Here is a 26,785-nt window from a genome sequence, read left to right on the forward strand (position 1 = left end):
TCTGGGGGTCTCCGCTTTTCCAGTAAGTTGTTGGTTATTTTCGTAAAATCGGATCAGGTCGTCTCCAGGTTCACTCCGTCTCGCCGGCGATGAACGCCAGTTTTACGGAGAGCAGTCCGCCGGAAATATCGGAAATACAGTCGTAGTCCATACCGTCCAGCCAGACGTAGACTGTCACCAGTTCCGGTACGCCGGCATTTAATCTGAACAGCGGCTGCGGCCGGGCTCCTCCCATGGCGTCCAGCTGTTCCTTTGTAAATCTGATCAGTTCGTCGGTGACGAGGAACAGCCTTTCGCTGCTCTTTCTGTCCTGCGGCTGGATCGCCGCGATCTTTCCGTCATTCTTCAGCGAGGCGATCCCATATTTGTCAGGCACCTCCACGCCCTCTACTCTGGTCGTATTTCTTCTGGTATAGTTCCCGCCTTCCTCTGCGGGATCGGGTTCATACAGTACCGGCGCGCCGTCCGCTTTCGGCCGGAACCCAATCATGACAGCCCTTGTGAGCATGCTGCCCTTCGGCGATTCAGGCAGAGACGCGGCCGTTACCGCCGTTCCGCTGGTGGTCACATTTCCGCCCCGCAGGTAGACATCCACATCGGTGCTGGAACGGAACCAGATCGGAAGCGCCAGATACATTCCGCTGCCGTCCTCTACTTTTCTGAAAAACTCCGCTTTGTTTGTCACATCGAAGCCGTTCGTATCCGGTCCGCCGCCTTCTCCGCTCATACCCTCGTTGGTATAAAACGCTGCAGCCGATACGGTTGATACGCCGCGAAGGCCCTCTTCCACCAGGTCAGTGTACGCTTTCACATCTTCATTAGATAAAAAGGATTTATAGGACAGTCCGGTCTGATCGTCTTCCGTCGCCGTGCCGTTGTGGACGGCGATCAGCAGATCAGAGGCGGCTTCTGAGGAAAACGTCACCCGCTCCACCTCTGTCTTCTGATTGTTCACGAACCAGGCATAGGTAGCCGTCGCCAGCGCCACGGCGGCCACGACTACCCCGATCAGAGCCATATATGTACTTTTTTTCAGCTCATTCATGCCCATGGTTCCCTGTCCTTTTCCTTTTCAACTTCAGATCCGGATCTATACAAACGATGCGCCGCTATTTTGCCTGACCGATAAAGTTCAGCTTAACATCCACCTTGCCGCCTGAAACCGCGGTAACGCACTCTTCGTCGCAGCCCTCCAGCCAAATATATACCTTCACCAGCTGATCTTCGCCTGCCTTCGCATTGAAGATCGGCGCAGCTCCTGACTCTATAACATCACCCTCAACCCACACATTCGATGTGTTTTTCACGACCTTGAAACCGTCTTCATAAGCATTCTGCGCTCCAAACGTCGCTGCGCCGGTGCCCGTGTCAACGCTTGTAACAGCCTGCCCGGCATTTCCTCCGCCGCTGTTATTGGTCGCTCCTACCACCGTCTTGCTCGTATCTCCGGGGAATGCGAAGGTCTTTACCGTCGTCGCGCCGTTGCTGGTGCTGACAAAGGAGACCCGCAGCGCCTTGTCGATCTGATCGGAGTTGATACCCGGATGCCGGTCGACTGCGCCTACCGTGGCCGTCACTGCGCTGCCTGACGCCAGCCAGACATCCATATCCTGCGATCCACGGAACCACAGCGGAACCATTTTGACCACGCCGTAACCGATCTCGGTATCCGCCGTCAGCTCTCCGTATGTCTTTACCGCGCTGTTTGTCGTGTTCCACGTCTTGTCATAGAAGAACCTGCCTGCCTTCAGCGCCGCCTCGTCAGCCGAAGCCGGTCTCAGATCGATCGCGGAAAAGCTGGTCATGTATCCGTTGTTGATCTTCTGGATATCCGCCGTCGCCACAAGGCTTCCGTATACCACGCCGCTGGCCGTCGTAGCTCCTGTTCCCGTTCCGCTCTGGTTTACTCCGATCTCCAATGCCTGCGATGCGCTGGCCTGGAATTCCATGTTCCCGACCTCCACCGCCGCATTGTTCACGAACCAGGCGTACGTTGCGGTACCCAGAGCCACAGTAGCCACCAACAGCATAGCCACGGCAGTGAATAACTGCTTTTTCGTGTTTTTCATGTTTTTCTCTCCTTTTCCTTTTTGTCTTGTTTCCACACTCTTTTATTCGTTTTCACAAATATTATATTATTAAGTCCGGCGCCGTTGGGCGGACGTACGGACGAAAGACAATAGAATACGATTTTGTCAGCCTATCGGTCTTTGATAGGCTTGTCGACCTCCAGATTCATGCTCATGCGGATCATTCCTCCGATGATGGCGTCCACGCATTCGGGGTCGTCCCCCTCAAGCCAGCTCACCACCGTGTATCGGTCCACGTCGTTGACCTCGAAGTCCTCCACCAGCCGCGCCATGATCACCTGATCGTTGATAAAGGGAATGGTGCCGGGCTCCGGCTCGCCGTTGGCGGCCCGCTTGGCGTAAATGGCCCGCCTCCCCGTGTCGTCGTATACGGCCACCCGCACGGCGTCGGAGACGCCCTTGGCCTCCATCTCTATGATAATGTTGGCGATATAATCTATTTTTTCACGGCCGCCGTTTCTCACGTAAAAGGTATACGCCATATAATCCTTGCCGTTGTGGGATCCTTCGATCTGGTCCAGATCATCCGGCAGGTCGTCTACCGATATATTCGTGGCGTTTTCCACAGCCGCCGCTTTCAAGCGGCTTTTGGGATCTTCGAAATCCTCTGTCTCCGACAGCATCAGTCCCTGACGGTACATGTCCATACGGTTGATGTTTATGGTGAAGTTTCCCATGCGCTCCTGGATGACAGAAGCGATAAAGATCCCCAGGATCACCAGCGCCGCCCCCACCAGCAGCAGCGTCAGTCTTTTGGCCCGCAGCACTCTCCGGGCCGCCCGCAGAAGCGCTCTCCGCCGAAGCAGCAGCGCCGCCGCCCGCTTCTGTTCCTCGCCGTCGTCTTCCTCGTCTGTCTCCATGCCTTTTCTGCGGCTGATGCTCTGACGAGCCTGTTCCCGAAGCTCTCTCAACGATGCGTCCCCCGGCTCGGCCTCCTCTCCGGAGACCTGCCGCTCCGTCTCAGATAAAACGTTTTGCTCACCGGCTGCCGCCGTATCGTCTATGTATTTTTTTGAACGCAGTCTGAATTTCATCTGCCGCTCCCTTTGTCTCTGTTACTTTTGCGGCGGACGGTCCGTTCTTCCAAACGGGCACTGCAAAAAAATCCCCGTTTTGTTACGAGGTCCCTTTCGTCCGCCAAACCCGCAGCCTTATTTAGCTGTCCCCTGACAGCTCGCCCACCGCGTCCACGTACTTATACAATTTATCTTTGTCCTTCGGATTGATGAACACAAATTTCAGTCCCGCCGTATAGCGGAAAGCGTTGCCCTTTTCCGTTTCTCTGAACCAGCATGTCTCGCCGGAGACAGATACTTTCCGCTTTTTTCCCACCGGCGGAAGAGTCATATCCACCATCTCTCCCACATTCAGAGGAACATTTGTAAACATGGCAAGACCGCCGGCGCTGACGTCCATGGTCAGTCCCTTGACTTCTTCCGCAGAGTCTGTGCCGTCCGGATTCCACCAGCGCTTCGTAAAGGTCACATCCAGCTCCGCTTTAATACGTTCGTCGGTACGCTGGAAGTACGCTCTGTTCTCGTTGACCTTGCGTATTTTCCAATAATGGCGCCTGCCCTCCTGCAGTTCTTCATCCACGTAGCCTTCTACAACGTAGGAACTGCCGCCCATCTCATATTTCATGAGAAGCTTTTTCTGAGGGTCTGCTTCGACCCTCTTTCCGCCTGCCATGGGCACGGAAATGAGGAAGCTCACACTGTTTATATTTCGTTCGAAAGTTGAGGTCAAGGAGAAGTCTTTGTTTTTCTCTCCGTTGATCACCAGCCCCACCCGGGAACCCGACTTCAATTTCAGTTTTTCCATAGCGATTACTCCATGCGTTTAATTATACGAGTTACAATGTTCTCGATGTGTAACTCTTCCGTAACTGTTTCGTGACTCCATTCGAAAACTATGTCGAAAAATTAGGTTATCCGTCGCTTTCTCCGTCTTACATAGCAGTCAGAAATCCGGTCTCATTCTCCGCCGGACCAGACGGGTCAGATTAGCCGCAGTATTTTCAGCCCAGCTGTATTCCGCCATGAACTCTCCCATATAGGCGGCGCGCATCTCAACCGATCCCGCCAGCAGATCGAAATAGTCGCAGCTGAGTTTTTCGGGAAGGATATGGCATACGCCTCTCCCGGTCACGAACACGTCCGACGCCTCCGCCTCCTCCAGCTGTTTTCGCAGTGACATGACGGCCTTGCGGTACAGGGCCTTCGTCTGTTCATTGAAGGGCCGGTCTTCCCACAATTTATCCACGGCTTCTTCCATGGTGACCGTGCCTCCGTTGTGATCCACACACAGCGCGAAGAGTTCCCTGGCTTTGGCATTTCTGAACGTGATGGGCTGATTCCCGCAGAATACATCGAAACGTCCAAAGGTCTTTACCTTCAGCCTGGGTTCTCCCCCTCTGCACAAAAGCCTTGCTCTATGCATAGCAAAAACTACGTCGTCCTTGCTGTACGGTTTCATCAGATAGGTAGCCGCCCGCAGAGCCATGGCCTCCTGAGCGAATTCTCCGTAGCCGGTCACATAGACCAGCACCAGATCCGGATGTATCTGTTTGAGTCTCCTGCCAAGCTCCAGGCCGTCCATCTCCGGCATGGTGATGTCCAGCACCGCACAGTCTATCCGATGCTCCTGCGCATAGGCCAGCGCATCCAGAGGGAATTCGAAGCACCCCACGATCTCCACGGCGTCTATGTCCTCGCACTGGTATTTGAAATGTTCCAGCGACAGCATTTCGTCGTCAACCAATATCGTTTTCATCTATCTCATCCTCCTTCGCCGGGATCCGAATTCTCGCCGTTGTTCCCTCGTCCAGCCTGCTCTCGATCGATAGCGTTCCGCCCGCCACTCTCTCCAGACGATATTTAACATTCCGTATGCCGATCCCCGTCCCCTCTTCCTCCAGGATCGCCGTGTCAAAGCCGACCCCATTGTCGATCACTTCGATATAGATATCGTCCCGGTTCCGGTAAGCCCGGATGATGACCGAACCGCCGCCCCGCTTTTGGGCCACGCCGTGCTTGATCGCGTTTTCCACCAGCGGTTCCACCGTCAGCACCGGCAGCAAAAAGCTCCATTCATCGATCTCGTAGACCACGTCGATGCGTGGGAAGCGGATCTTCTCGATCTCCGCATACGCCCTCACATGGGCCAGCTCCTTTTCAAAGGACACTACGTTCTGCGAGCCCATAGCATCCATATTCGCCCTCAGATAGTCGGAAAAATTGGTGATCATCGAACAGGCCACATCGGGGTCTTTGCGGATCATAATATGGATCGAGTTCAGCGCATTGTAGATGAAGTGCGGCTGTATCTGGGAGAGCATCAGCTGCATCCGGCTCTGAACCAGCTGTTCCCGGATCTGGCTTCCTTCCTCCAGACGCATGTAATTTCTTCTCAGATACAGGATCCAACTGGCAGACAGCGCCGCAACAACGGCAAAGAGCAGAAGAATAGAAGGAATGGTGTTCGTTCCCTCTAACGGTTGGATCATGCTGTTTAGATAAAATAAGGCCACGCAGGCGCATAGGCCGCGTATCAGGGGCTGAGCGTCAAATCTGCCGTCGCTTTCCTTCTGTTTGACATAAACCGCACAGGCCAGCGCTATCATCAGCAGATGAAGAATAAAACAAGCGGACAGATCCCATCCGTACCGCAAAAAAAATGCCGGCGCTCCCAGCATCAATGCCAGCGACAAGATCCGGCAGACGGCCGCGAGCCGATCCTCCCACACATCGTTTCCGCGTTTACGTCCGGAATAGCGCAGAAAGTACAGATACAGAAAAGGCAGCGCGGACCGCGCTGCACACTGCAACAATTCTGTGTGAGCCTGCAGAATGAGGATCCGCACCAGCTCGCAATCTCCAAAATACCACAATCCCATAAGCAGACTGTTTCCGCCGAACAAAAGCAGCCTGCGGCGATGCACGCTCACCCTGCTGAACACGAATGCAAGCAGGATCACGACCACCGCTGTTACCAAAACAGCCGCGCTTAGACACAGAGGAAGAATGTTTCTGGAAGCCAGGACAGCGGCGACCTTTTCCACCAACACTTTTTGTCCATCTGCTGCCAACCCTGCCGTACCAAGCGTTTCATTCACTGCTGTTCCTTTCCCTCCGCGGCTACACCCCACGGATGCAGGAAACGGCTCTTCTATTATTTCCCCTTGCGGGCGAGGCTCAGGCCTCTGGCGTATTTACTGCGATTCTCCGGCACCAGCCCGTATTTTTCAGCCAGGCTTGCGCCGATCGCCTTGATCTCCTCCGGTTCGCCGGAATAGAGCTCGATCTCAAGCTCGCAGATCGGCATGGATCCGCCGTCTGTGACGATCTCCCCGGTGTCTATGGCGATCTCGCAGATCGCACTGCCGGAATCCGCGCGCATCTTGCGGCGCAGGAAGCGGTTTTCCATCATGTTGACCAGACGCTTGTCTCCCACCAGCTCCAGCAGCGCTTTGCCCTGCTCGCTCTCCTTGAAGAGGTCGGTGGGAGGATCGATCAGATAAGACTCTTCCGTAACCGGCACGTTCAATTCCTCCCGGGTGTGATAACCGTCCACCACGGAACCGTTCCACTTCAGAGAGGCCACGATGCGGCTTCCCTCCATCCTCACGCGGAACGCCATGTCGTTTTCGCTGAGCACATGGTCCTCCGTGTCGAAGTAGACGGCCTTCATCAGTACGGTTTCTCTGGAATCCAGATCACCGATCGCCAGCAACTGCGGATCTTCCCAGATCTCCTCCGCCCGTTCCTTGTCGGCAATGCCGTATTTCATTTCTATTTCCATATAACATCTTTCCTTCTAACTCTATATTAACCAGATTTACTCCGCAAAACAGCGGAAGTCCTGACTATAATATCATTATTTCCGCTGTTTTGCAACACTTCTCGGACGTGATTCTCACGATGGCGGCCTGGTCCCTGCTCAATTGAGCCATTTTCATATTTTAAACGTTCCCTTTTCTTTATGGGTCCTTGAAAAGGAATTCAACTTTTTCGTTTAAAGCCATCGTACCCCGGGTATACTGAAAACAGCAATAACAAAAAAGATGCTGGAAACTATTATAAATTTCACAGAGGAGGGAAAGACTATGTTATGGAAATGCAGTGTATGCGGCTATATCGCCGAGGGAGATAAGGCCCCTGAGAAATGTCCGAAGTGCGGCGCACCCGCCGACAAATTTACAGCTATCGAGGGAGAAGCCGCAAAGAAAATCATCGATGCGGACCGTACCAACGATATTCACCACGAGATCGCAGTCTATGCGGCTAAGATCGCGGAACTGTGCAAGGAAGGTCTGGCCATCAATCTGGACCCCGGCTGCAATGCCGCCTTTGCCGCTTCCAAGAACCGCGCATGGGAGATCAAACAGATGGTGAAAGCTGAGATCGCAGGACACGTGGGTAAAGAGAAATACTAATAGCCTGTCCTTCCCATTTTTCAGAGATAAAAGACCTGCCGCATTCTGCAGCGGGTCTTTTTTTGCGCCGAATCTTCAATCACAGGCCCGCGCATTTGCCCACGCTTCCCGCTCTGTTTCCCCGGCGATACACAGCGGGCATATTTGAGACAAAACGGAGGACTGAAAGATGAATTTAATGGGAACGAGAACCGACGCCAACCTGAGAGACGCTTTTTCCGGCGAATCAGAAGCCAGAAACAAATATACCTTCTATGCATCGGTAGCGAAAAAAGAAGGTTATGAGCAGATCGCCGCGATCTTCCAGGAGACTGCGTCCAATGAAAAAGAACACGCCGAACTGTGGTTCAAGGCCCTGAACGGCATTGGAAACACCGAAGCCAATCTGGAGGCGGCCGCCCACGGCGAACACTACGAATGGAGCGAAATGTACAAGGGTTTTGCGGAAGTGGCCCGGGAGGAAGGCTTTAACGATCTGGCCTTTTCCTTTGAAAAAGTAGCGGAAATCGAAAAGCATCACGAAGAACGCTTCCTCGCCCTGCTGGAAAACGTCAAGACGAACCGCGTATTTCAGCGCCCGGAAAAGGAAGTCTGGATCTGCCGCAACTGCGGTTTCATTCTGGAAGCGGATCAGGCTCCGGAAGTCTGCCCGGTCTGCAAGCATCCGAAGGCGTACTTCCAGCTTCACGCATCCAATTATTGATCCGCACCGCGACGGCTGCAGAAGCCAGCGGAATCCAGCCGCGCAGGGTCCCGGGAACTGCAGAGTTCAGGTGAATCCGGCCGCGCGGGACCCCGGTGTTGGCAGAATCCCGCAACGCGGGGTCTCTGCGACTGCAGAGACGGCGCTTGGCCCCCGGGAATCGGATAGATCCAACCCCATCGAAAAAAGCGCTTCCCTCAGCAAATGCCTGGGAAACGCTTTTTCTGTCCTTTGAGACAGCCATGTACCTGCTTATCTCTCAAGCATCTCCAGTACCCGGTCCAGCCTCGCTCTCTGCTCCTGATTCATCATCCCGCGCAGAGATCGAATAGCCCGGATCTGCTTCTGATAAGTCGCGGGATCCTTTTTCATGCTGTCCTTCAGGCGCATGATCTCCGCAAGGATCTCGTCCTCGCTTTTTCCCTGCATGCGGTCAGCCATCTGCTCCGCCTGCCTGACGCCTCTGCCGTTTTTCACTCCCACCTGTCCGGCCAGTTCCATGAGCATTTTTTCATTGATATCCATATGATCCACTCTCCATTTTCAATACTGATTCCGGCACAGTGCGCCGCCGACCGGCGCGCCGGTGTTCACACTTTTATATATATGCACGTTTCTCTGTAAGTTGTCATATAATAAAGAATCCTATTTCCGCAGGTACCGCGCGCTCCGGCTGCAGGCAGTCATGGGCCTGAACGACAGGCCACTCTGCAGCTTACTGCCATCTGCCGACGATCTGCGGCTGCAGGCTGAACGCAGGCCGCAAGTTTGACGGCCGGCTGCGTATCGCTGACCGGCAGGCTGCACACGAGCTCCGGAAATCTGCAAAGTCAGAAAAAAGTTTACATTACATATTGAAGGAGGCAACTATGAATCCTTTACTGCTGCTTATTGTCATTCTGATTTTTTCCAATAACGGCAGAGGCCGCGGCCCGCATCCGGGCGGGGCCTTTCCTCTGGCGCGCCAGTTTAACGCTCCCCATATCGACTACTTTGACACGTTCAAGATGGAACTGCTCCTGGACCGGCTGCGCGCCATCACCGATGCCCTCGACAAGCTCAACCACCTGAGGCAGATGCAGAACCTGCCGCCTTCACGTGAAAACTCCATGAACCGCATACAGGATTCCGTGGACGCGGCAAAAGGCTTTCTGGCGGACACGAAGGCCGCGGGCCAACTGGACACCATTTCCGATACGCTGTCCGGCGTGAAACAGCTTGGCGATATGAGCGGACTCATCTCATCTATGGGGCCCATCCTCTCCATGCTGACCGCAGGAAATGACAACAAATAAAGCAAATTAATGATAGTAAGTTCCCCTATTTCGGTGTATACTTTAATATAGACCATTATGAAGAATCTGTTCTGATAAGCACGGCCTTCACGGAGCTGTTTTCCATGAGTTTTTCCTGAGGAAATCTCGCGAAAGAGAATGGCTTTCGCCTGAGGGTGTCTTTCGTTTAGGGCTCGCCTGCAATTGAGTCTTGCAATTGAGGTCGCCTGATATCAGCGGGGCTCTATCGTCCCGCAGACGAAAACACCGGGCCGGCAGTTTATCGCAGCTGAAAAGGAGGAACACAGATGGCACTTGTTACATCAAAAGAAATGTTTGCGAAAGCGCTGAAAAGCGATTATGCGGTGGGCGCCTTTAACGTAAATAACATGGAGATCATTCAGGGGATCGTGGACGCGGCGAAAGAAGAACAGGCGCCCCTGATCCTTCAGGTTTCAGCCGGAGCCAGAAAATATGCGAAACCGGCGTACCTGCTGAAGCTGGTGGAGGCCGCGATCCTCGATACCGGCCTGGACATCGTACTTCACCTCGACCACGGCGAGGATTTCGATATCTGCAAAAAATGCGTCGACGACGGCTTTACCTCTGTCATGATCGACGGGTCCAAACACGAGTTTAAAGAAAATATCGCGCTGACAAAAGAAGTAGTGGAATATGCCCATGCCCACGGCGTGGTCGTGGAAGCCGAGCTGGGCAAACTGGCGGGAGTCGAAGACAATATCAACGTGGACGCCAGATCCGCCACATTTACCGATCCGCAGGAGGCTGCTGAATTTGTGGCCAAGACCGGGGTCGATTCTCTGGCCATCGCTATCGGTACCAGCCACGGCGCATATAAATTCAAAGGCGAGCCTTATCTGGACTTCGAACGTCTGAAGGAGATCCACAAGCTCATCCCCGACACGCCCCTGGTCCTGCACGGCGCTTCCACTGTTCTTCCCGAATTTGTGGCCCGCTGCAATGAATACGGCGGCAACATCCCCGGAGCCCAGGGCGTTCCCGAGGAGATGATCCGCACCGCCACAGCCCACGGCATCTGCAAGGTCAACATCGACACCGACCTGCGGCTGGCCATGACGGCGGAGATCCGCCGCTTCCTCATCGAGAAGCCCGCGGAATTCGATCCCAGAAAGTATCTGGGACCCGCCAGAGACGCCATCAAATCCATGGTACAGCACAAGATCAAAAACGTGCTCAACGCCAGCGGCCAGAGATAAAGCACAGACGATCAGCGGAGCGCTCCGGGCTGAGATCTATGCAGTCTGACTGAAGTTTCCCTGAAGATCGACGGAACTGCAGAGTGTTTTACCGCGCGACAGCAGCAGTGGGTCTATGACCGGCGAAGGGGCTTATACGGCACTGATGGGCGGCGGGACGGCGGCAGCAGTGTATGTAGGGCCGGCGGGACGGCGGATGGTATTGCAGCGGCGCAAACGGCCGGCGGGACGGCGGCAGCAGGGTGCTGGCCGGCGAAGTCATTGACTGCGGTATAACGGGCGGAAGGCTGGTTGCAGAGTGCCGGTCCGTGGGGGCATATAATGATGATCCCGGCGATCGGTAAATCATCAAGCGCCCACATAGGTGAAAACAGTTCAAAAAAACGATTTTCACCTAAAAACACGAGAAAATCGCCGCTAAATGCTCTGATATTTACCCGAAATAGGTGAGAATCAATATTTTTATTGTTTTTCACCTATTTTTTTATCGTATTTGGGGGAAATCACGAAAAATTTTCTGATCTCGCCCATTTATCTCAGCCCCGGAACACCTCCCACGACAATTTTCAACGCATCTCCCGGCGCAGCGCTTCCGGCCAACGTTTGTCTCATGTCCGCGCCGCGTTTGCATTTTCAGCGCCAGCCCCAAGCGCTCACGCGCCCCAGAGGATCTGAAATGCGGCGGCAGCGCACAGCCAGGGGCCGAAGGGCAGTTCGCCTCCCGCAGTCGCCTTCTTTAACAACAGCAAGACCGCCGAGACCGCACCGGACAGCAGAGACGCCGCGAACAATGCGTTCAAGCCGCCTTCCAGCCCCAGCAGAATCCCCATAGCGAATAACAGCTTCACATCTCCGAAGCCGAAAGCCTCTCCCCCGCATCCAATCGCCCTCACTACAGCTTCGGCCCCTTTGCCCACGATCCAAAACAACCCGGCGCAGAGCAGCCCGGCGAAAACGCCCCTGGCAGCAGCTGCTGCAGCTGCATGACGGAAAGTCAGCCCTCCGTCCGCCGCCTCCAGGATATTTCCGGCGAGACCCAATACAGCCAACGCGGCCGCCAACTGATCCGGGATGATCATATACCGCAGGTCAGCCAGGGTGATCAGTAAAAGGCACCAGAGCGCCCCCAACACAACAGCGGCAGTCAGGAACGCTGAAACCTCTGCAGCCCCGGATCCAGCCCCCGCGGCACCACCCAGCGCGTCCATGCCGGATGCATCCAAACCGACCGCACCGGAACTGACCGGTCCCATTCCAATGATGTCGTCCGCCGTTCTCACGCCATGGGCGCCCATGCCCTCCGGCGGACAATATACACGAATAGCCGCCAGTGCAAACACGGCTGCGTAAAACATGGGCCATCTGCTGTCATTAAGGCCCCTTTCCTCCGCTCCATGCCGTTCTGTCTCCGTTTCCCCGCAGTCGCAGAGCCAGCCGCCGGGCATCCGCCGCCAGGTGAAAACGGCGGACCAGCCACAGAGCGCCCCCGCGCACGCTAAAATAACAAATTCCATTTATAATTACCCCTGCTCTCTTTCAGCTTATGGCAGCTCTTTGGGAATCAGTTTGATCTGGTCATTCATCTGTCTGCCGCCGACGCTGTTGTTCCCCAGCGACCGGCGCCGCCTTCCAGAATCGCCGGCCGGAACCGTCTGACATCCCTTCCAACGCAGCCAATCTGAACCGCCGGAGATATCCTCCAACGCTGCCGACGACTGCAGCTGCCGAAGTACTCTTCCGAAACAGCCGGCGGGAAGCGCTAACCAAGACCGTCGCTTGAAGCCCCTAGTTTTATCCTGAGTTTATTATAAATGTAATTTATTTGAATTTCAATCTTTTATTTCATTTTATAGCGGCAGAATTTTCGCCACCTGACGCTTTCTGTGCTTCTGCCCGACACACGATCAGTTCGCGGACGATCTCATTCCGCACGCGGCTCTGCTCTTCTTCTGAACGGCCGATCTGTTTTTTCCTGCGCCTGTCAGCCGGCGCCCAGCGAAACAGCCGCAGTTCGCCTTGCATCTGCCCGGCATCGAGGACTGTCAGCTCCTTTTGAAAAGATTCCTGTATCTGAAAGAAACTCGGCCCCCGTAAGCGGTCCCGGCCCGGCAATCCGCAGAGCAGACAGGGACGGGGCGCCCGCACCTGCTGTAGCTCCCCTGAGATCTTCCGCTTTGCCAGGAGATCGCCGCAACTGTCTTCCTCAAATTCGAACACATTTGTGATGATAGGCAATCCCAGCAGCTCCGCCGTCATCAGACCTACGGCTCCCGCCTGCAGATCCTCGCTTCTATATCCGCAGAGCAAAGCGTCATAGGGTTCCAGCGAACGTATGGCCTCCGCCAGCACAGCCGCGGTTTCGCCAGGATCGAAATTCCACCTCACATCTCCCTGTCCCGCAGTACCATATCCCGGCGTTCCCTGTCCCGCAGCCTTCGTTTCCGAAGATGCAGTTTCTGCATTAGCTACGCACATCGCAGACGGCTCCGGTACCAAAAAAGCCCGCTCTGCACCCAGGGCCAGCCCCAATCGCAGTACAGTCTTTGCGCTTTCCGATCCCCGGCAGATCAGATCGATCGAGACAGCTTCCTGATCCAGCATCTGCAGCGCCAGCTCCAACATATTCTTATCATCATGGTTCATGGCCAGTCCACCGTTTTCATCGGGGACTGCTTTCACCAGCAAAAGCAGTTTCATCATCGTTTCGCGCCTCCTGTCGCGTGAATACACAGAAAGGGATCCGCAGCGGCGGCTCCCTTTCTGTAGAATATATCGAATTGACGGATAATGCAAGCTTACATTTCCTATTGACCGAGTCAAGTTATTGCAGTGTTTAAATGTATAACATAAAAGACCCGCAGCCCCGGACCTCTTTGACATGGATCAGGCCGCCGTCAGCTGATCATCAACGGAGAGACCCTGGCCAAAGGATACGGCTCCGCCGTGCCGGGCCATCCGGCCAACGCCGCCGCGACGCTCGCCGTCCGCATTCAGCAGTTCCCCGTGTAGACCGAAGGCAGATATTCCCGCGCCGTCTCGGCCAGACCATAGACTGTCTCCACCGGCGTGGCCCGCTGGTCTTTCATGCGCCAGCGCGGAAAAAAGCGGGTCACGTGGAGGGGGACCCGCTTCCCCGCCCTTTTCTCAACGGAAGACAGCCAGCCGGCCAGCCGCCGCATATCCTCCTCATCGTCATTTTTTCCTGGTACGATCAGGACCGTCACTTCCGTGTGACACAGCTGCGAAGCCCGAATGATCGTCTCCTTTACCATGTCCAGACTGCCTCCCACCCAGGAATAATACTCCTGAGTAAATCCCTTCAGGTCGATGTTGACGGCGTCGATCAGCGGGAGCAGCCGGTCAAGGACCTCCGGACCCGCCGTACCGTTGGTTACCAGCACATTTTTCATTCCCGCCTCCGCGATCAGCCCCGCGCAGTCCCGAACAAATTCCCAGCCTACCAACGGCTCATTGTAGGTATAGGCCAGCCCGATATTTCCCTTCGCTGCAAGCTCAGCCGCCTGTGCGGCAAGCTGCCGCGGCGACACCGTCATCGCCGCGGGTTCTTCGAAAACTTCCTTCACCGCGCCCTGCCCAGCGTCCCCGGCAGCACTCTTCACGACGGCTCCCTGCCCGGCGTCCCCGGCCGCATCCCCCACGGCGTTCCCGGCGTTTTCCTGCGCAGCCGGCCCTGCGGACCCATTCTCTGCGCAGCCGGCGGCTCCAACGCTCCTGCCCCATGTCCCAGATCCGCTCCTCTGCGGGATCCCCGCCATGGAGATCTCGTAATTCTGACAGAAGGGGCAGCGCAGATTGCAGCCAAAACTGCCGGCCGACAGGATCAGATTGCCCGGATAAAACTCTGCCAGCGGCTTTTTCTCTATAGGATCCAGAGCAAGCGCCGTCAGTTTTCCGTAATTGGCGCAGATCACCTTTCCCGCTCTCGCCTGTCTGGCGCCGCAAAATCCCGTCTCTCCCTCCGCCAGCCGGCAGCGGCGGAAGCAAACGCCGCATTCCACGCGTCTCTCTCCGTGCAGCCGGTGCGCCCTGTCTTCCCCTCTCATCTGTGTCTCACCACCTCGAAGCGCTGGATAGTCACCTGTTCACCTTCCCGGATCCCCGCTTTCCTCTTTGCGATGGAGAGTTGTTTTTCCACCGTGTCAACTCCGTCCAGACAAGGAAGCAAAAGTCCTCGTTTGCCTCTGTTTTCCACGATCACGCCGTATCGCTGCGGATCCAGCTGCGCCGGGGAATCCACCGGCTCCGGCTCGCCAAGCACATCCACGCTGTAGACCAGCCATTCCAGTTCTTCCTCCTCCACCGGGTCGAAACGCGGATCCTCGATACCGGCCGAGACCGCATTTTCAGCGATCTCTTCCGCCAGATTCCGGCGTACGGGACCGATGGTGCCGATACAGCCCCGCAAGACCCCGTCCTTTTTCAGCGATACAAAGGCTCCTGCCCGCTCTCTGAAAAGTTCTTCCGGCAGCTCAGCATTCCCGTCCTGTCCCCCGCAGATCTTTTCCCAGGTGAGTTTCGCTCCGGTCCGAACGCGGTATTCCAGACTTTTTCTGGCCAGGCTCACATAGGGGTCTTCTTCCTCTCTCAGGTCAGCCAGCCGCTTCCTCTCCCCCTCCTCATAGATCCGATCAAACTGCCGCGATCTCACAGACCGCTGGGACAGATCCGGCGTAAACACCGCCACTCCGTAACCGACGCCGAAGGTGCCTTCATAGGACAACAACTCCGAACGCACCGGAACGCCGTCCAGCGCTCCGGCCATGATCTGGAAAGAGCGCAGCCCGCACTCCCCCGCAGCCTGGCAGAGGGACTCCGGAAAGCTCAGCAAAGCAAGGAAATCCCCTTCCGCCATCGCCCGCGTCACCCGAGCGTCAAACTCCGGTCCCTCCGGATCAAAGCCGTAAGGACCGTCCTCCTTCAGTCTGTGTGAAAGATCGCCGCTGGCCGCCACGACGATCCGCCTGGAAAGCCGCTCCGCCGTCTGCGCAATGCATTTCCCGAAACGGTAGTGCACAAGCGGCGCCATTCCGGACAGGCCCACTCTCACGATCCTGGACGTGATCCCCGCTTCCCGCAGAAATCGCAGTGGTATCATCGTCCCGTGGTCCAAAGAAGGATCGCGCTCCCCCTGTCCTCCGGCGTAGATTCCGGCTTCACAGGCTGTCTGTCCCAGAAGTTCGGCGAATTCCTCGTCATACTCCTCATCGAATCTGACGCTTCCCGCCCGAAAGGCTCCCATGTCTCCCCTGGCCCGCCTGCCCGGAGAGATGTGAAAATAATCCGCGTATAACGTGGAGTGGGGCGAAAGGATCACGACAGTCTCCGGCTCCCACTCTGCCGCCCGCCGGGCGGCCTTCCTGCACGCTTCCGCTGTTTTACCGATCTTTTCTTCTTCTCCCCGGCCGATCTCCGGCATGATGATGGGCGGATGGGGAAAGATAACTGCTCCTGACACTGCCATCCTTAACACCTCCTGGTAGTTTCGATGTACCGGCTCTCACTGAGCCTGATCTGGTTCGCCCGCGCATGATGGACTGCCGCGCAATTTCGATCTCCCGGATCGCTGCAGCTGTCCTTTGCATTCAGTATAGCACAAACGCAGTATACACAAAAGACGCCCCTTCAGGCGTCTTTGGACAGCAGCCGCTGTTTTCATAGGGAGGGTGTGAAAGAAACGACAGTGCAGTTACAGCGCCAGTACCTGCATAAGCATCCCCGCGCCTGCGCCGATGAGATAGATCAGTCCCACGATGCGCAGGTTTTCCCTCCAGTTTCGATTGATCTGAAACAGCACCGCCGTACCGATCCCAGCGCCCGTAGACAGTCCAGCCACCACGGAACCGAAGCTGATGCCACCGGCCAGATAAAGCTGCGTCAGCACCACAGACGCGGCGCAGTTTGGAATGAATCCGAATATGGCTGTGAGCAGCGGCTGCAGCGGACTGTTCGTCAGCAGCAGTCTGCCCACCGTTTCCTCCCCCAGCAGATAAAACACGCTGTTGAGCAGGAGGGAGACCGCCAGAATAAAGACGAAGATCACCGCCGTGTGATGGAGAGCCGCCCGCAGGATCCCCCCCTCCTCGCAGCCGCAGTGACTGCAAATATCGTGGTGATGCTCGGCGGAGATGTTTGTCCGTCCCCTTCTCCTGTCGATCAGGTCGATGACCATACCGGCGATCACCGCCACCACTACTTTGACCGCGATCAGCCAGCCCAGCATCCTGCCGTTCCCCGGCGCTGAAAGCATGACCGGTATCGCCTCGTCAGAGGTGGACAGAAAAACCGCGATCAGCGTACCCCGGGTGATGACTCTGCCTGCGTAGAAGTTGGCCGCCACTACGGAAAAACCGCACTGGGGCAGCGCCCCCAACAGTGCTCCGCCAAGAGGACCGTACTTCCCCGAGCCGGCCAGCATAGCTTCCAGCTTGTCTCCTGCCCGATGTTCCATATATTCGATAATCAGATAAGCCGCCAGCAGAAATGGCAGCATTTTTACGCCGTCAAGCAGCGTGTCAATCAATACATCCTTCAAATTCCGCTTTCCCTTCTCTCAGCCTCCGCTTTACTCTTACTCTGTTTGTTGCCTCTCGGCGGGTTTTTTATTCTTCCTGGCCCTGCTGTTCCTTCTTTTCCTTCCGGTCTTTCCGGAATGCGATAAAGCACAGCGCGCTGACCGCCATCAGCACCGGATAAAACATATAAGGAATAATGTCAAAGGGCGTCAGCCCTGTAAATGCTGCAGCGGACAGCAGCTGAGCCCCATACGGGATGAGACCCTGAAATACCGAGGTGAAAATGTCCAGCAGCGACGCGGATCGGACGGGACTGATGTCAAATTCTTCACTGATCTCCCTGGCGATCGGTCCGGCCATAACGATGGCCACCGTATTGTTCGCCGTGGAGATATCCACCAGGGAAGCCAGAGCCGCGATCCCCAGCTGTCCCCCCTTCCTGCTTCGGATCTTGGATCTGATCAGATTCAAGATGAAATCGACGCCGCCGTTTTCCTTCACCAGCGATATGATGCAGGCCACGGTGATGGAAATGACCGTGATGTCGTACATTCCCGTCACTCCGCCGCCTACTGCGGTAAAGATCTGACTCAGGGGTATCGTTCCGGTGAACACGCCCACGACCAGAGACGCCGCGATGCCGCTGATGAGCACGACGAACACATTGATGCCTATGAGCGCTCCAAAGAGAACGATCATATAGGGAACGACCTTGAAAATATTGTACGGCAGCGCCTCTGTGATCTCAAAATCACCCTGCATCGTCAGTGCAAACAGTATGATCATCGTCAGGATCGCAGCGGGCAGCACGATAAAGAAATTGGCTTTGAATTTGTCCTTCATTTCGCAGCCCTGGGTCCGGACAGCTGCGATGGTCGTATCCGATATCATGGAGAGATTATCCCCGAACATAGCGCCGCAGCACACAGCGGAGATGCAGACAGGAAGCGCGAAGCCCGTCTTTCCGCTGATCTCCGCCGCGATGGGAGCCAGCACCGCGATGGTGCCCATGGACGTTCCCATAGAGACGGAGATAAAACAGCCGATGATGAAGAGTCCCACCACCGCGATCTTCCCAGGAAGTATGGAAAGCCCGAGATTCACCACGCTCTCCACGCCGCCTGCAGCCGTCACCGATCCGGAAAAACCGCCGGCCACCAGGAAGATCAGACACATGATGATGATATTCTCATCGCCCACGCCCCTTGCCACCACCGCAAATTTTTCGCTGAAATTCAGTTTCCTGTTCTGCAGAAACGCCACGAGAAGCGCGATCAAAAAACCTACGATGGCAGGCATACTGTAAAAATCCCCCATCAGCACCCCCGTGCCGATAAAAATGAGCAAAAATACTCCGATGGGCAGGAGCGCCATCGGATTTCCTTTTCTGTTCTGCTGATCCATACTTTCCTCCATCTATTTTTCTTATGTTCGTTTGTTCTCACCCGATCCATCCACGGCATGGGCGTTCCACACCGCCCTCAGGCCGTGTCCGCTGTTCGCAGGCTGCGCGCCGCCCGGCGCAAAACGCCGCATGCCCCCGGTCCGCCGCGCACAGGATCGTATAATAGCCGCTCTGCGGCCATTCTGTCCTGACCGGACGCAGGCCGGCGGGACAGAATCCGCGCATGGCGTCCGCCGCGCACAGAATCATATAATAGCCGCTCTGCGGCTATTATATCATATACCCGTAAAAAAACAAACGAACACGCTAAAGGGCCCTGGCAGGTTACTGCGGAAGTTTTGACATACGCGGTTTACTCATTGACTTTAAAGATACGGCGGAGCTTTTCCTTTTTGGAAGAATACCCTGACCTTACAAATCCATACTACAAACTTTTGCGATTATAACCCTAAAAACAATTGATATCTTTTAGAAAACACGGTACACTATTACTGACAGGAGGTGAAGTAAATGATTTACAGACCCATTTATATTGATAAAATAATGGCCTATGCGAATACGCCGTTTGTCAAAATTCTCACCGGAATACGCCGCTGTGGAAAATCGACCATTTTAAAAATGTTGATCGATGAGATGAAAAAACGAGGCGTTCGGGATGATCAGATTCTACACTATAGCTTTGACTCTTTAGAATATGAGGATATAAAGACTGCAAAAGCCCTGTTTGCCCACTTGAAACAGCATTTATTTACGGAAGGCAAAACCTACCTTTTTCTCGATGAGATTCAAGAAGTGGAATCATGGGAAAAAGTAGTAAATTCTCTTATGACAGACTATGAGGTGGACATTTATGTGACTGGTTCAAATTCCCGGATGATGTCTTCTGAAATATCCACTTACCTGACCGGACGTTATATTTCCTTCCGCATTTATCCATTGTCCTTTTCTGAGTATATGATCTTCAGAAAGGAATACACAGAAGTTCTTGATCCTCGCACGGAGCTTACAAATTATGTGCGGCTTGGCGGCTTTCCCGCGATCCATCTGCAAAAATATACGCAGGCTGAAATCTACACGATCGTTAAGGATATTTACAATTCTACGATCTTCACGGACATTGTAAGACGTAATCAAATCCGCAAGATAGATCAGCTGGAACGCATTGTGAAGTTCGCCTTTGACAATGTTGGACGGACATTTTCCGCTGCTTCACTTTCCAAATATTTAAAAAGCGAGAACCGTTCGATCGATAACGAAACGGTTTATAACTATCTTAGTAAACTGGAAAGCGCCTATATCCTTCATCGCTGCTCCCGCTTCGATATACAAGGTAAGGAGATCTTGAAAACACAGGAGAAATTCTATCTGGCCGACCCGTCGCTGCGTTACAGTTTGCTGGGATATACGGCAGATAGTGTGGCGGCAATGTTGGAGAATATCATCTATCTGGAATTGCTGCGCCGTGGATATGACGTATATGTTGGAAAATTTGACAACACTGAAATAGATTTCATTGCTGTCAAACAGGAAAACAAACTGTATATCCAAGTAGCACAGGAGATCGGCTCTCCCGAAACAGAGCGGCGCGAATACGGCAGGCTGCTTGATATCCGGGATAATTACCCCAAATATGTATTGCGGGCAGACGCTTTTGCCGGCGGTAATTACGAAGGGATCAAGACTTTGCACGTTGCAGATTTTCTGCTAAGTGATGAGTATTGAGCAGGGAAATGAAGTGTTGACTGCAGCCGCACGCCCGGCAGCGGGGCGAAACATTTTTACTGCACCGCAAAAAAACAGGTGGAAATACGATCGACCCATCGTTTTCCACCTGTTTTTTTAGCGTTTTAAATGAATTCAGTAAGAACAGCCCCGGCCCCGTTCACTTTCCGGCCCAGATACCGGTCTGCGCTCCTGGTCTGTCTGGATCTGCGTCCGGTTTTATTTCGTCACTATTTGTGATCCACCGAATACATATGCTTGATCAGCATGAGGATCTTGCTGGAATAACCCCACTCGTTATCGTAAAAGGAGATGAACTTGAAGAACTTATCGTTCAGCTCGATCCCCTCGCGGGCGTCAAAAATGGAGGTGTGCGGATCGCCGATGAAGTCGCTGGAGACCACTTCGTCGTCCACATATTCCAGAATGCCTTTCATGGTAGTCTCAGAGGCTTCCTTCACCTTCTTGCAGATGTCCTCATACGAAGTCGGAGTCTTCAGCATGACGTTCAGGTCCACTACAGAAACGTCTGTGGTGGGAACGCGGTAGGAAATACCCGTCATTTTTCCTTTCAGAGAAGGAATGACCAGAGCCACGGCTTTCGCCGCGCCTGTTGTGGAAGGAATGACGTTGCCGAACACGGCCCGTCCGGTCCTCCAGTCTTTCAGGGAACGGCAGTCGACTACCTTCTGCTTGGCCGTAGCCGCGTGAATGGTAGACATCAGTCCCTGGTCGATGCCGTAATTATCTTCAAGTACCTTGCACAGCGGAGCAAGGCAGTTGGTGGTACAGGATGCGTTTGATACCACGTTCATGTCAGGGGTATACGTTTCCTGATTCACACCCATTACAAAAGTCGGAGTAGCGTCCTTCGCCGGAGCGGAGATGACTACCTTCTTAGCGCCTCCCTTGAAGTGAGCGGAAGCCTTCTCGGTGGTCACATAGGCCCCTGTCGCCTCGATTATATATTCGGCTCCGCAGTCAGACCACGGAATATTGGCGGCGTCGCTCTCGCTGTATACCGGAATCTTTTTGCCGTTTACGATAACTCCCTTATCGTATTTTTCCAGAGTCCCGTCAAACCGCCCGAAAACCGTATCGTACTTCATCATGTAAACCATGTAGTCCAGATCGGCGTTGCGCACGTTGATGCCGCAGATGTCGATCTCCGGTTCCTGTTTCATTGCGGCGCGAAACACCACTCTGCCGATACGTCCGAAGCCGTTTAACCCTACTTTAATTCCCATATTAAATGGACCTCCTTTTTTACAAAAAACAGTGTTCTCTTCGCGCAGGGACGCGCCGCCCCCATCTGTCTCTATCCTACCACATATTTCTGGAACTGGCATGGAAAATACAAAAGTTATTTATTTCACAAGAGAAAAAGTAAACTTTTTTACCACTTAAAAAATGATCATCCCATGCCTCAGCACAAGATGATCATAAACGTTCAAATTTAGCTATAGAAAGCCATTTCCAGCCACATTCGCTCACGGGCCGAACGGGATCTTCGGACCCGCTCTCCTACTCCTGCAGAGCCGCCATGATGGACGGGATCAGCTGCTTTTTTCTGGACACGACGCCGGGCAGCCGGAAAGAATTTTTTGTCTTTTCCTGCCCTTCTTCCACGAAGGCCTGGGAGAGGATCATCTCCGCCTTTTCACCCTCGTAGATCAGCTCCGTCTCTTCCTCCAAAATGTCTGTGAGCATGAGACAGACCATGTCCAGTCCCCGCTCTCTGCTGGCCCCTTCCATATAGGGGATCAATTTATCCTTGATAGCCGCCAGCTCCGCTGCATCCAGAGAGTTGACCTGCCCCACCCCAAAACTGATATCGCGGATGGAAAACTTTTTAAAATCCTGATAGAAGATCTCCTCCGCCGACTTTCCTCCGAAATTGCTGCCTGCATGAAACATCTCCCTAGCAAAGGCCTCTGCCTCGATGCCGGCGATCTCAGCCAGCGCGCGGGCCGCCCGCCGGTCGGCTTCCGTACAGGTGGGCGAGCGGAACATCAGCGTATCGGAGAGAATCGCCGCGCAGAGCAGACCGGCCGTCTGTGCAGAGATCTCTTCCCTTTGCTCAAGATACATCTCATAGACGATGGTCGCCGTACAGCCCACCGGCTGGTTGCGGAAATAGACCGGCGCCATGGTCTCGATGCTGGCCAGCCTGTGATGGTCGATGATCTCCAGGATCTCTGCCTCGTCGATTCCGTCCACCGCCTGATTTTTCTCATTGTGATCTACCAGAATGACCTGTTTCCTCTGCATGTTCAGCAGGAAACGGCGGGAGATCATGCCCACATAATTTCCCTGGCGGTCCAGCACCGGGAAGTCCCGGTGGCGTTTTTCCGCCATGACCTTCTTCACGTCCTCGGTAAAATCGTCGATGCGGAAGGTCACGATGCCCTCCGATCTCATGAAATATCCCACAGGAGCGCTCTGATTGATCAGGCGCGCCGCAGAATATGTGTCGTGGGCCGTAGATATGATGCGGCAGCCCCGCTCCCGGGCCAGCTTCTGAATGGTCCTCGACACCGGGGCGTCGTTGCAGATGATCAGGCAGGCCGCCTCCAGCTCGATGGCGCAGAGCTGCGCCTCGTAGCGATTGCTTACGATGACGATATCGTGGGGCTCCACATACTCCTCGATCATGTCGGGACTGCCGGCAGCCACGTTGATCTTGCCCAGCCCGATGACTTCCTCCGGATCTCCCACGATCATTTTTCCTTCCAGCGTATCCAGCAGGTTGGAATACGGCGTTTTCGAACGGGAGAGGATCTGGCTGTCATACACGTCCATATAGGCGGTCACGATATCTTTCAGCGTGATGATCCCTTCCAGCGTATCGCCGCTGGTAACGGGAAGCGTCACGGCGCTGGCTCCCTTCATGCGTTCCCATGCCCTTTTCAGAGAGGTCAGACGGCTGATCCCCTCTACTTCACGGATCTTGATGTCCGATACCTGTGTGCCAACGTCCGCGATGTATTCCGGCACGGAGACCTGAAAACGATCCAGGACAAACTGCGTCTCCTCATTGAGCCCTCCGGCTCTCCGCGCGATATATTCTTTTTCTTCATCCCTGCTCTGCTTCAGCGCCGCATAGGCGATGGCCGAACAAATGGAATCCGTATCCGGGTTTTTGTGTCCGATCACTGTGACTCTTCCCCGCTGTACTGCCATTCCTTCTCCTTCCCGGGGTCCCTCCCCAGTTCAAATATCGTGCTGGGCCCCTAGGTCCGCGCCCCGGCCCGAATCCGTTCTGCAATTTCGTCCAATTTTTTCAGTCTGTGGTTGATGCCCGACTTTTTCATCGGCGGATCGGTCATCTCAGCCAGCTCCGCCAGTGTAGCCTCGGGATTTTCCAGCCTCAGCCGTGCCGTCTCGATCAGCTTTTCCGGCAGAGACGCCAGCCCGCGGGATCTCTCGATCAGCCGAATATTCTCGATCTGGCGTCCGGCTGTGTTTACGGTCTTATCCACATTGGCGCTCTCGCAGTTATTGATGCGGTTGGCTTTGTTTCGCATTTCCCTCACGATGCGCACGTTTTCGTACTGCAAGAGTTGACCGTGAGCGCCTAATATATTCAAAAAATCAATGATCTGCTCGCTTTCCTTCAGATAGACCACATATTGGTTCTTCCTTTTTGATACCTTTGACTTCAGTCCAAAGCTGTTTACCAGCCGTTTGACGTCCGCCGCCATATATTCGCTGGCGCAGACCAGCTCCACGTGATATCCCTTTCCCGGGTCGGTGATCGTCCCGCTGCCCAGAAAAATGCCCCGCAGGCAGGCTTTCTTGCAGCACCGTCTCCGGATCAGATCCGGATAGATTCCGTCGCTGATATAATTCGACCCTTCCTTCACGCGCAGAATACCCGTTTCACGCAAGATCTGCTCCGCGTTCATCTCCGACGTGATGGTCAGTTCGTAGGAATGCCCCTTCTTGAGCACGTGCGCCTCGCTGACCGACAGATCCGCTTTCGCCCCAAAATAGCTCTTGATCAGCTTGATAAAAAGCCGGGCGATCGCCGGGTTTTCCGTGGACAGCTTGATGTCCATCTTTCCGCCGCCGGCCAGCTGGATGCTTCCGCACATACGAAGAAATCCCGTGATCTCCGCCAGCATGCAGCATTTTTTGTCGGGCCCGATATGAGTCAATTCATTCTTTGTATCTGTCGAAAAGGACATGTCACAGCTCCTTTTTTACGTTTTCTCTATCATATATAAAAAAACGGAAACAGGCAAGCCCCGATCCGCTTTTTTGTCTCTCTTCTCGAATCCCGGCCTTACCAGCGGAAAAAAAACACGGACAGGCTCACTGCTTCCTGTCCGCGCGTACCGATCCGCTTTTCTTTTACTCCAGTGCGGAGATCATTCCATATTCTGACTGCAGAGCATTCAGCTTCTCTAATGTGGTGATCGGAACAGGAATGCCTGCCTCCACACGGCGCAGGCAGCAATTGTGTTCGATCTCTCCTGGGAAGCACAGGGGCGTGGCTCCTTCAACAAGTGGCGCTGATTCAAGATAGCTATGGTAGTATTCCATCCGCTCTTTCATTTCTTCCTTTGAGAGAAACGCCTGCAGATCGATCGCCAACATCATATGCCCAATCTGGCTGGGTTCCGTGGGATTGCGATACATACTTTTTATTTTGTCGGCAAATATGCCGCTGGTTAAAACGCCGCACAGGATATCGACCACATATGCGAGGCCCAGCCCCTTGTAGCCGGCGATTGGGAGCAGAAATCCTTTCAGCGCCGCCTCAGGGTCATCCGTGGGATTGCCATCCATGTCGGCAGCCCAGGTAGTGGGAATTTTAGAACCCTTCTCCGCAGCAAAGCGAAGCTTTCCTTCAGCTACGACAGATAAAGACATATCCAGCATGAACGGATGGTTGCTGTATGTAGGAATTCCAATACCGATGGGATTATTGCCAACCAATTTTGCCTTTGCTCCCGGCGCAGTGATTAACGTTGGAACGTCTGTCAGTACAATACCGATCATATCCCTGTCCACTGCCAGCTGCGCATAAGCGGCGCCTGCACCGAAATGATTGCTGTTTTTTACGGCGGCAATCCCGACACCAAATTTCTTTGCGGTCTCAATGGCGCACTCCATGGCTTTTTTCCCGGCAACACAGCCGGCTGCGTCATCAGCGTCAATCAGCGCAACTGCCGGAGACAACTGCACAATCTTCATATCCGGACAAGGGTTGATGGCTCCGCACTTTACGCGTTCCACATAATTGGGAACGCGCAGAATTCCGTGGGAATCCAGTCCCCGGAGATTCGCCGTGGTGATTGTCTCCGCAAACCACGCCGCGTCTTCTCCCGACATTCCTACTTTTTCAAACAACTCTGACACAAATGATTTGATTGTCTCAGCTTGGACTATTTTTATATTATCCATTTCAATCTCCCTATGCATCAATCTAGATTCTATTTACACAACATTCCGGAATTTTCCCGCTGAGGACGTCATCAATCCCCCTGGCAATCTGCAGTGACATTTGTTTTCTTGCGTCCTCACTGATTCCGGCAGTGTGAGGAGACAGCAGTACACGATCCAGCCCGTAAAGAGGGTGTGTAAAATCGGGGGGCTCGGGCGCAAACGCATCCAAGGCAGCGCCTGCAATTTTTTTATGGACGAGCGCCTGATACAGCGCGTCCTCATCCACCATTGCACCCCTGGAGAAATTAATTACATACGCCGTGGGCTTCATCAGAGAAAGTGTATGTTCATTTATAATACGCGTATTCTCTTCCGTCAGCGGCATGTGCAAGGAAATCACATCCGCTTTCCTGCACAGCTCCTCCATGCTTTCCGCGCATGTGTACCCCATGGTTTCAATTTGCTCGCGGCTTATAACAGCATCACAGACCAAGACCTTCATGTGAAAAGCCTTTGCAATTTGTGCCACCTGACCGCCGATTCGGCCGAGGCCCACAATGCCAAAGGTTCGTCCCGCCACATCGTAAAATCCGCCTTCGTCTCTGCACTTCCAATTTTTATTGTGCATAGCTCTGTCGAAGTAAACCGTTTTCTTATACATTGCACCCATTGCGAAGATGACAGCCTCGGCAACAGAACCGGTATTCGCGGCGCCGGTGGTTAATACCGCGATCCCGTTTTCTGTAGCCGCCTGAACATCGATGTTATCCACACCGATTCCGTTTTTTGCAATCGCTTTCAGGCATTTTCCCGCTTCAATGATGTCTTTGTCGATCTCCGTCAGCCGTGTAACAATTGCATCTGTATCCGCCACAGCATTTAACAAAAAGGACTTTGCTTCATTATTTGCCACCACGACATTGTACTTATTCCGCAATAGATCCATTCCTGCAGGGTGAATTGCTTGAATATATAAAATTTTCTTTTTCATG

Annotated in this window: 24 protein-coding genes; 5 read left to right on the forward strand and 19 right to left on the reverse strand. The window is 54.1% G+C overall.

Going from position 1 to position 26,785, the window contains the following annotated elements:
• Positions 1 to 70 precede the first annotated feature (70 nt).
• The 7 genes from E0E37_RS00620 to E0E37_RS00650 all read right to left on the reverse strand — a co-directional run bounded on the left by E0E37_RS00620 (position 71) and on the right by E0E37_RS00650 (position 6,890).
• On the reverse strand, positions 71 to 1,051 hold the full coding sequence (locus E0E37_RS00620; RefSeq protein WP_130861046.1) for a hypothetical protein: 981 nt from the start codon (positions 1,049 to 1,051) through the stop codon (positions 71 to 73).
• Between the two features lie 58 nt (positions 1,052 to 1,109).
• Positions 1,110 to 2,069 carry a hypothetical protein gene (locus tag E0E37_RS00625; RefSeq protein ID WP_130861047.1) on the reverse strand — a complete coding sequence of 320 codons (960 nt, stop codon included), beginning with the start codon at positions 2,067 to 2,069 and terminating at the stop codon, positions 1,110 to 1,112.
• 131 nt (positions 2,070 to 2,200) lie between these two features.
• Entirely contained in the window at positions 2,201 to 3,124 is a 924-nt protein-coding gene (locus E0E37_RS00630) for a hypothetical protein (protein WP_130861048.1), read from the reverse strand.
• Positions 3,125 to 3,245: 121 nt separating this feature from the next.
• Positions 3,246 to 3,911, reverse strand: a complete 666-nt coding sequence (locus E0E37_RS00635) for a PilZ domain-containing protein (protein ID WP_130861049.1) — start codon at positions 3,909 to 3,911, stop codon at positions 3,246 to 3,248.
• Positions 3,912 to 4,049: 138 nt separating this feature from the next.
• Positions 4,050 to 4,862, reverse strand: a complete 813-nt coding sequence (locus E0E37_RS00640) for a response regulator (protein WP_130861050.1) — start codon at positions 4,860 to 4,862, stop codon at positions 4,050 to 4,052.
• Positions 4,843 to 6,204: a sensor histidine kinase gene (locus E0E37_RS00645; protein ID WP_130861051.1), complete on the reverse strand. Its 1,362-nt coding sequence runs from the start codon at positions 6,202 to 6,204 to the stop codon at positions 4,843 to 4,845. Before E0E37_RS00645 ends, E0E37_RS00640 begins: the two co-directional genes overlap by 20 nt.
• A 56-nt stretch (positions 6,205 to 6,260) precedes the next feature.
• Entirely contained in the window at positions 6,261 to 6,890 is a 630-nt protein-coding gene (locus tag E0E37_RS00650) for a CYTH domain-containing protein (protein ID WP_130861052.1), read from the reverse strand.
• 304 nt (positions 6,891 to 7,194) lie between these two features.
• Here E0E37_RS00650 and E0E37_RS19185 point away from each other — a divergent pair, with 304 nt between their 5' ends.
• The gene (locus E0E37_RS19185) at positions 7,195 to 7,524 is read left to right on the forward strand and encodes a rubredoxin-like domain-containing protein (protein ID WP_130861053.1); all 330 of its coding nucleotides are present in this window, start codon (positions 7,195 to 7,197) and stop codon (positions 7,522 to 7,524) included.
• A 169-nt stretch (positions 7,525 to 7,693) separates the two neighbouring features.
• On the forward strand, positions 7,694 to 8,227 hold the full coding sequence (rbr, locus tag E0E37_RS00660; RefSeq protein WP_130861054.1) for a rubrerythrin: 534 nt from the start codon (positions 7,694 to 7,696) through the stop codon (positions 8,225 to 8,227).
• A 252-nt stretch (positions 8,228 to 8,479) separates the two neighbouring features.
• Here the strand turns inward: rbr and E0E37_RS00665 are convergent, their stop codons facing one another.
• Positions 8,480 to 8,752, reverse strand: coding sequence for a hypothetical protein (locus tag E0E37_RS00665; RefSeq protein ID WP_130861055.1), 273 nt, complete (start codon positions 8,750 to 8,752; stop codon positions 8,480 to 8,482).
• 344 nt (positions 8,753 to 9,096) lie between these two features.
• Here E0E37_RS00665 and E0E37_RS00670 point away from each other — a divergent pair, with 344 nt between their 5' ends.
• Together E0E37_RS00670 and fba are read left to right on the forward strand one after the other, a co-directional pair.
• Complete coding sequence (locus E0E37_RS00670; protein ID WP_130861056.1) at positions 9,097 to 9,522, forward strand: hypothetical protein; 426 nt, start codon at positions 9,097 to 9,099, stop codon at positions 9,520 to 9,522.
• Between the two features lie 287 nt (positions 9,523 to 9,809).
• On the forward strand, positions 9,810 to 10,739 hold the full coding sequence (fba, locus tag E0E37_RS00675; RefSeq protein WP_130861057.1) for a class II fructose-1,6-bisphosphate aldolase: 930 nt from the start codon (positions 9,810 to 9,812) through the stop codon (positions 10,737 to 10,739).
• Between the two features lie 653 nt (positions 10,740 to 11,392).
• Here fba and E0E37_RS00680 read toward each other — a convergent pair.
• The 6 genes from E0E37_RS00680 to E0E37_RS00705 all read right to left on the reverse strand — a co-directional run bounded on the left by E0E37_RS00680 (position 11,393) and on the right by E0E37_RS00705 (position 18,676).
• On the reverse strand, positions 11,393 to 12,253 hold the full coding sequence (locus tag E0E37_RS00680; protein ID WP_130861058.1) for a prepilin peptidase: 861 nt from the start codon (positions 12,251 to 12,253) through the stop codon (positions 11,393 to 11,395).
• A 328-nt stretch (positions 12,254 to 12,581) separates the two neighbouring features.
• Positions 12,582 to 13,439, reverse strand: coding sequence for an electron transfer flavoprotein subunit beta/FixA family protein (locus E0E37_RS00685; protein WP_165445138.1), 858 nt, complete (start codon positions 13,437 to 13,439; stop codon positions 12,582 to 12,584).
• A 290-nt stretch (positions 13,440 to 13,729) separates the two neighbouring features.
• Entirely contained in the window at positions 13,730 to 14,803 is a 1,074-nt protein-coding gene (locus E0E37_RS00690; RefSeq protein WP_130861060.1) for a radical SAM protein, read from the reverse strand.
• The gene (gene amrA / locus E0E37_RS00695; RefSeq protein WP_130861061.1) at positions 14,800 to 16,221 is read right to left on the reverse strand and encodes an AmmeMemoRadiSam system protein A; all 1,422 of its coding nucleotides are present in this window, start codon (positions 16,219 to 16,221) and stop codon (positions 14,800 to 14,802) included. Before amrA ends, E0E37_RS00690 begins: the two co-directional genes overlap by 4 nt.
• Positions 16,222 to 16,446: 225 nt before the next feature.
• Positions 16,447 to 17,292, reverse strand: coding sequence for a putative manganese transporter (locus E0E37_RS00700; RefSeq protein WP_246019592.1), 846 nt, complete (start codon positions 17,290 to 17,292; stop codon positions 16,447 to 16,449).
• A 67-nt stretch (positions 17,293 to 17,359) separates the two neighbouring features.
• The gene (locus tag E0E37_RS00705) at positions 17,360 to 18,676 is read right to left on the reverse strand and encodes a Na+/H+ antiporter NhaC family protein (RefSeq protein ID WP_130861062.1); all 1,317 of its coding nucleotides are present in this window, start codon (positions 18,674 to 18,676) and stop codon (positions 17,360 to 17,362) included.
• Positions 18,677 to 19,187: 511 nt separating this feature from the next.
• On the opposite strand from E0E37_RS00705, the gene E0E37_RS00710 reads away from it, so the two are divergent.
• Positions 19,188 to 20,399: an ATP-binding protein gene (locus E0E37_RS00710; RefSeq protein ID WP_130861063.1), complete on the forward strand. Its 1,212-nt coding sequence runs from the start codon at positions 19,188 to 19,190 to the stop codon at positions 20,397 to 20,399.
• Positions 20,400 to 20,629: 230 nt separating this feature from the next.
• On the opposite strand, the gene gap is transcribed toward E0E37_RS00710, so the two are convergent.
• The 5 genes from gap to E0E37_RS00735 all read right to left on the reverse strand — a co-directional run bounded on the left by gap (position 20,630) and on the right by E0E37_RS00735 (position 26,784).
• The gene (gene gap / locus E0E37_RS00715; RefSeq protein ID WP_130861064.1) at positions 20,630 to 21,646 is read right to left on the reverse strand and encodes a type I glyceraldehyde-3-phosphate dehydrogenase; all 1,017 of its coding nucleotides are present in this window, start codon (positions 21,644 to 21,646) and stop codon (positions 20,630 to 20,632) included.
• A gap of 277 nt (positions 21,647 to 21,923) precedes the next feature.
• Positions 21,924 to 23,582: a putative manganese-dependent inorganic diphosphatase gene (locus tag E0E37_RS00720; protein ID WP_130861065.1), complete on the reverse strand. Its 1,659-nt coding sequence runs from the start codon at positions 23,580 to 23,582 to the stop codon at positions 21,924 to 21,926.
• A 50-nt stretch (positions 23,583 to 23,632) separates the two neighbouring features.
• The gene (gene whiA / locus E0E37_RS00725; RefSeq protein ID WP_130861066.1) at positions 23,633 to 24,589 is read right to left on the reverse strand and encodes a DNA-binding protein WhiA; all 957 of its coding nucleotides are present in this window, start codon (positions 24,587 to 24,589) and stop codon (positions 23,633 to 23,635) included.
• 166 nt (positions 24,590 to 24,755) lie between these two features.
• Complete coding sequence (locus E0E37_RS00730; RefSeq protein WP_130861067.1) at positions 24,756 to 25,811, reverse strand: Ldh family oxidoreductase; 1,056 nt, start codon at positions 25,809 to 25,811, stop codon at positions 24,756 to 24,758.
• 22 nt (positions 25,812 to 25,833) lie between these two features.
• Positions 25,834 to 26,784 (reverse strand): hydroxyacid dehydrogenase, encoded by a 951-nt coding sequence (locus E0E37_RS00735; RefSeq protein WP_130861068.1) that lies wholly within the window; start codon positions 26,782 to 26,784, stop codon positions 25,834 to 25,836.
• Position 26,785 lies beyond the last annotated feature (1 nt).

Source organism: Bacilliculturomica massiliensis, from assembly GCF_900605495.1.
GTDB lineage: Bacteria > Bacillota > Clostridia > Peptostreptococcales > Anaerovoracaceae > Bacilliculturomica > Bacilliculturomica massiliensis.

Coding starts and splice junctions, on each gene's coding strand:
- E0E37_RS00620 (WP_130861046.1), bottom strand. CDS start 1,051: ATGGGCATGAATGAGCTGAAAAAAAGTACATATATGGCTCTGATCGGG.
- E0E37_RS00625 (WP_130861047.1), bottom strand. CDS start 2,069: ATGAAAAACACGAAAAAGCAGTTATTCACTGCCGTGGCTATGCTGTTG.
- E0E37_RS00630 (WP_130861048.1), bottom strand. CDS start 3,124: ATGAAATTCAGACTGCGTTCAAAAAAATACATAGACGATACGGCGGCA.
- E0E37_RS00635 (WP_130861049.1), bottom strand. CDS start 3,911: ATGGAAAAACTGAAATTGAAGTCGGGTTCCCGGGTGGGGCTGGTGATC.
- E0E37_RS00640 (WP_130861050.1), bottom strand. CDS start 4,862: ATGAAAACGATATTGGTTGACGACGAAATGCTGTCGCTGGAACATTTC.
- E0E37_RS00650 (WP_130861052.1), bottom strand. CDS start 6,890: ATGGAAATAGAAATGAAATACGGCATTGCCGACAAGGAACGGGCGGAG.
- E0E37_RS19185 (WP_130861053.1), top strand. CDS start 7,195: ATGTTATGGAAATGCAGTGTATGCGGCTATATCGCCGAGGGAGATAAG.
- rbr (WP_130861054.1), top strand. CDS start 7,694: ATGAATTTAATGGGAACGAGAACCGACGCCAACCTGAGAGACGCTTTT.
- E0E37_RS00665 (WP_130861055.1), bottom strand. CDS start 8,752: ATGGATATCAATGAAAAAATGCTCATGGAACTGGCCGGACAGGTGGGA.
- E0E37_RS00670 (WP_130861056.1), top strand. CDS start 9,097: ATGAATCCTTTACTGCTGCTTATTGTCATTCTGATTTTTTCCAATAAC.
- fba (WP_130861057.1), top strand. CDS start 9,810: ATGGCACTTGTTACATCAAAAGAAATGTTTGCGAAAGCGCTGAAAAGC.
- E0E37_RS00680 (WP_130861058.1), bottom strand. CDS start 12,253: ATGGAATTTGTTATTTTAGCGTGCGCGGGGGCGCTCTGTGGCTGGTCC.
- E0E37_RS00685 (WP_165445138.1), bottom strand. CDS start 13,439: ATGATGAAACTGCTTTTGCTGGTGAAAGCAGTCCCCGATGAAAACGGT.
- E0E37_RS00690 (WP_130861060.1), bottom strand. CDS start 14,803: ATGAGAGGGGAAGACAGGGCGCACCGGCTGCACGGAGAGAGACGCGTG.
- amrA (WP_130861061.1), bottom strand. CDS start 16,221: ATGGCAGTGTCAGGAGCAGTTATCTTTCCCCATCCGCCCATCATCATG.
- E0E37_RS00705 (WP_130861062.1), bottom strand. CDS start 18,676: ATGGATCAGCAGAACAGAAAAGGAAATCCGATGGCGCTCCTGCCCATC.
- E0E37_RS00710 (WP_130861063.1), top strand. CDS start 19,188: ATGATTTACAGACCCATTTATATTGATAAAATAATGGCCTATGCGAAT.
- gap (WP_130861064.1), bottom strand. CDS start 21,646: ATGGGAATTAAAGTAGGGTTAAACGGCTTCGGACGTATCGGCAGAGTG.
- E0E37_RS00720 (WP_130861065.1), bottom strand. CDS start 23,582: ATGGCAGTACAGCGGGGAAGAGTCACAGTGATCGGACACAAAAACCCG.
- whiA (WP_130861066.1), bottom strand. CDS start 24,589: ATGTCCTTTTCGACAGATACAAAGAATGAATTGACTCATATCGGGCCC.
- E0E37_RS00730 (WP_130861067.1), bottom strand. CDS start 25,811: ATGGATAATATAAAAATAGTCCAAGCTGAGACAATCAAATCATTTGTG.
- E0E37_RS00735 (WP_130861068.1), bottom strand. CDS start 26,784: ATGAAAAAGAAAATTTTATATATTCAAGCAATTCACCCTGCAGGAATG.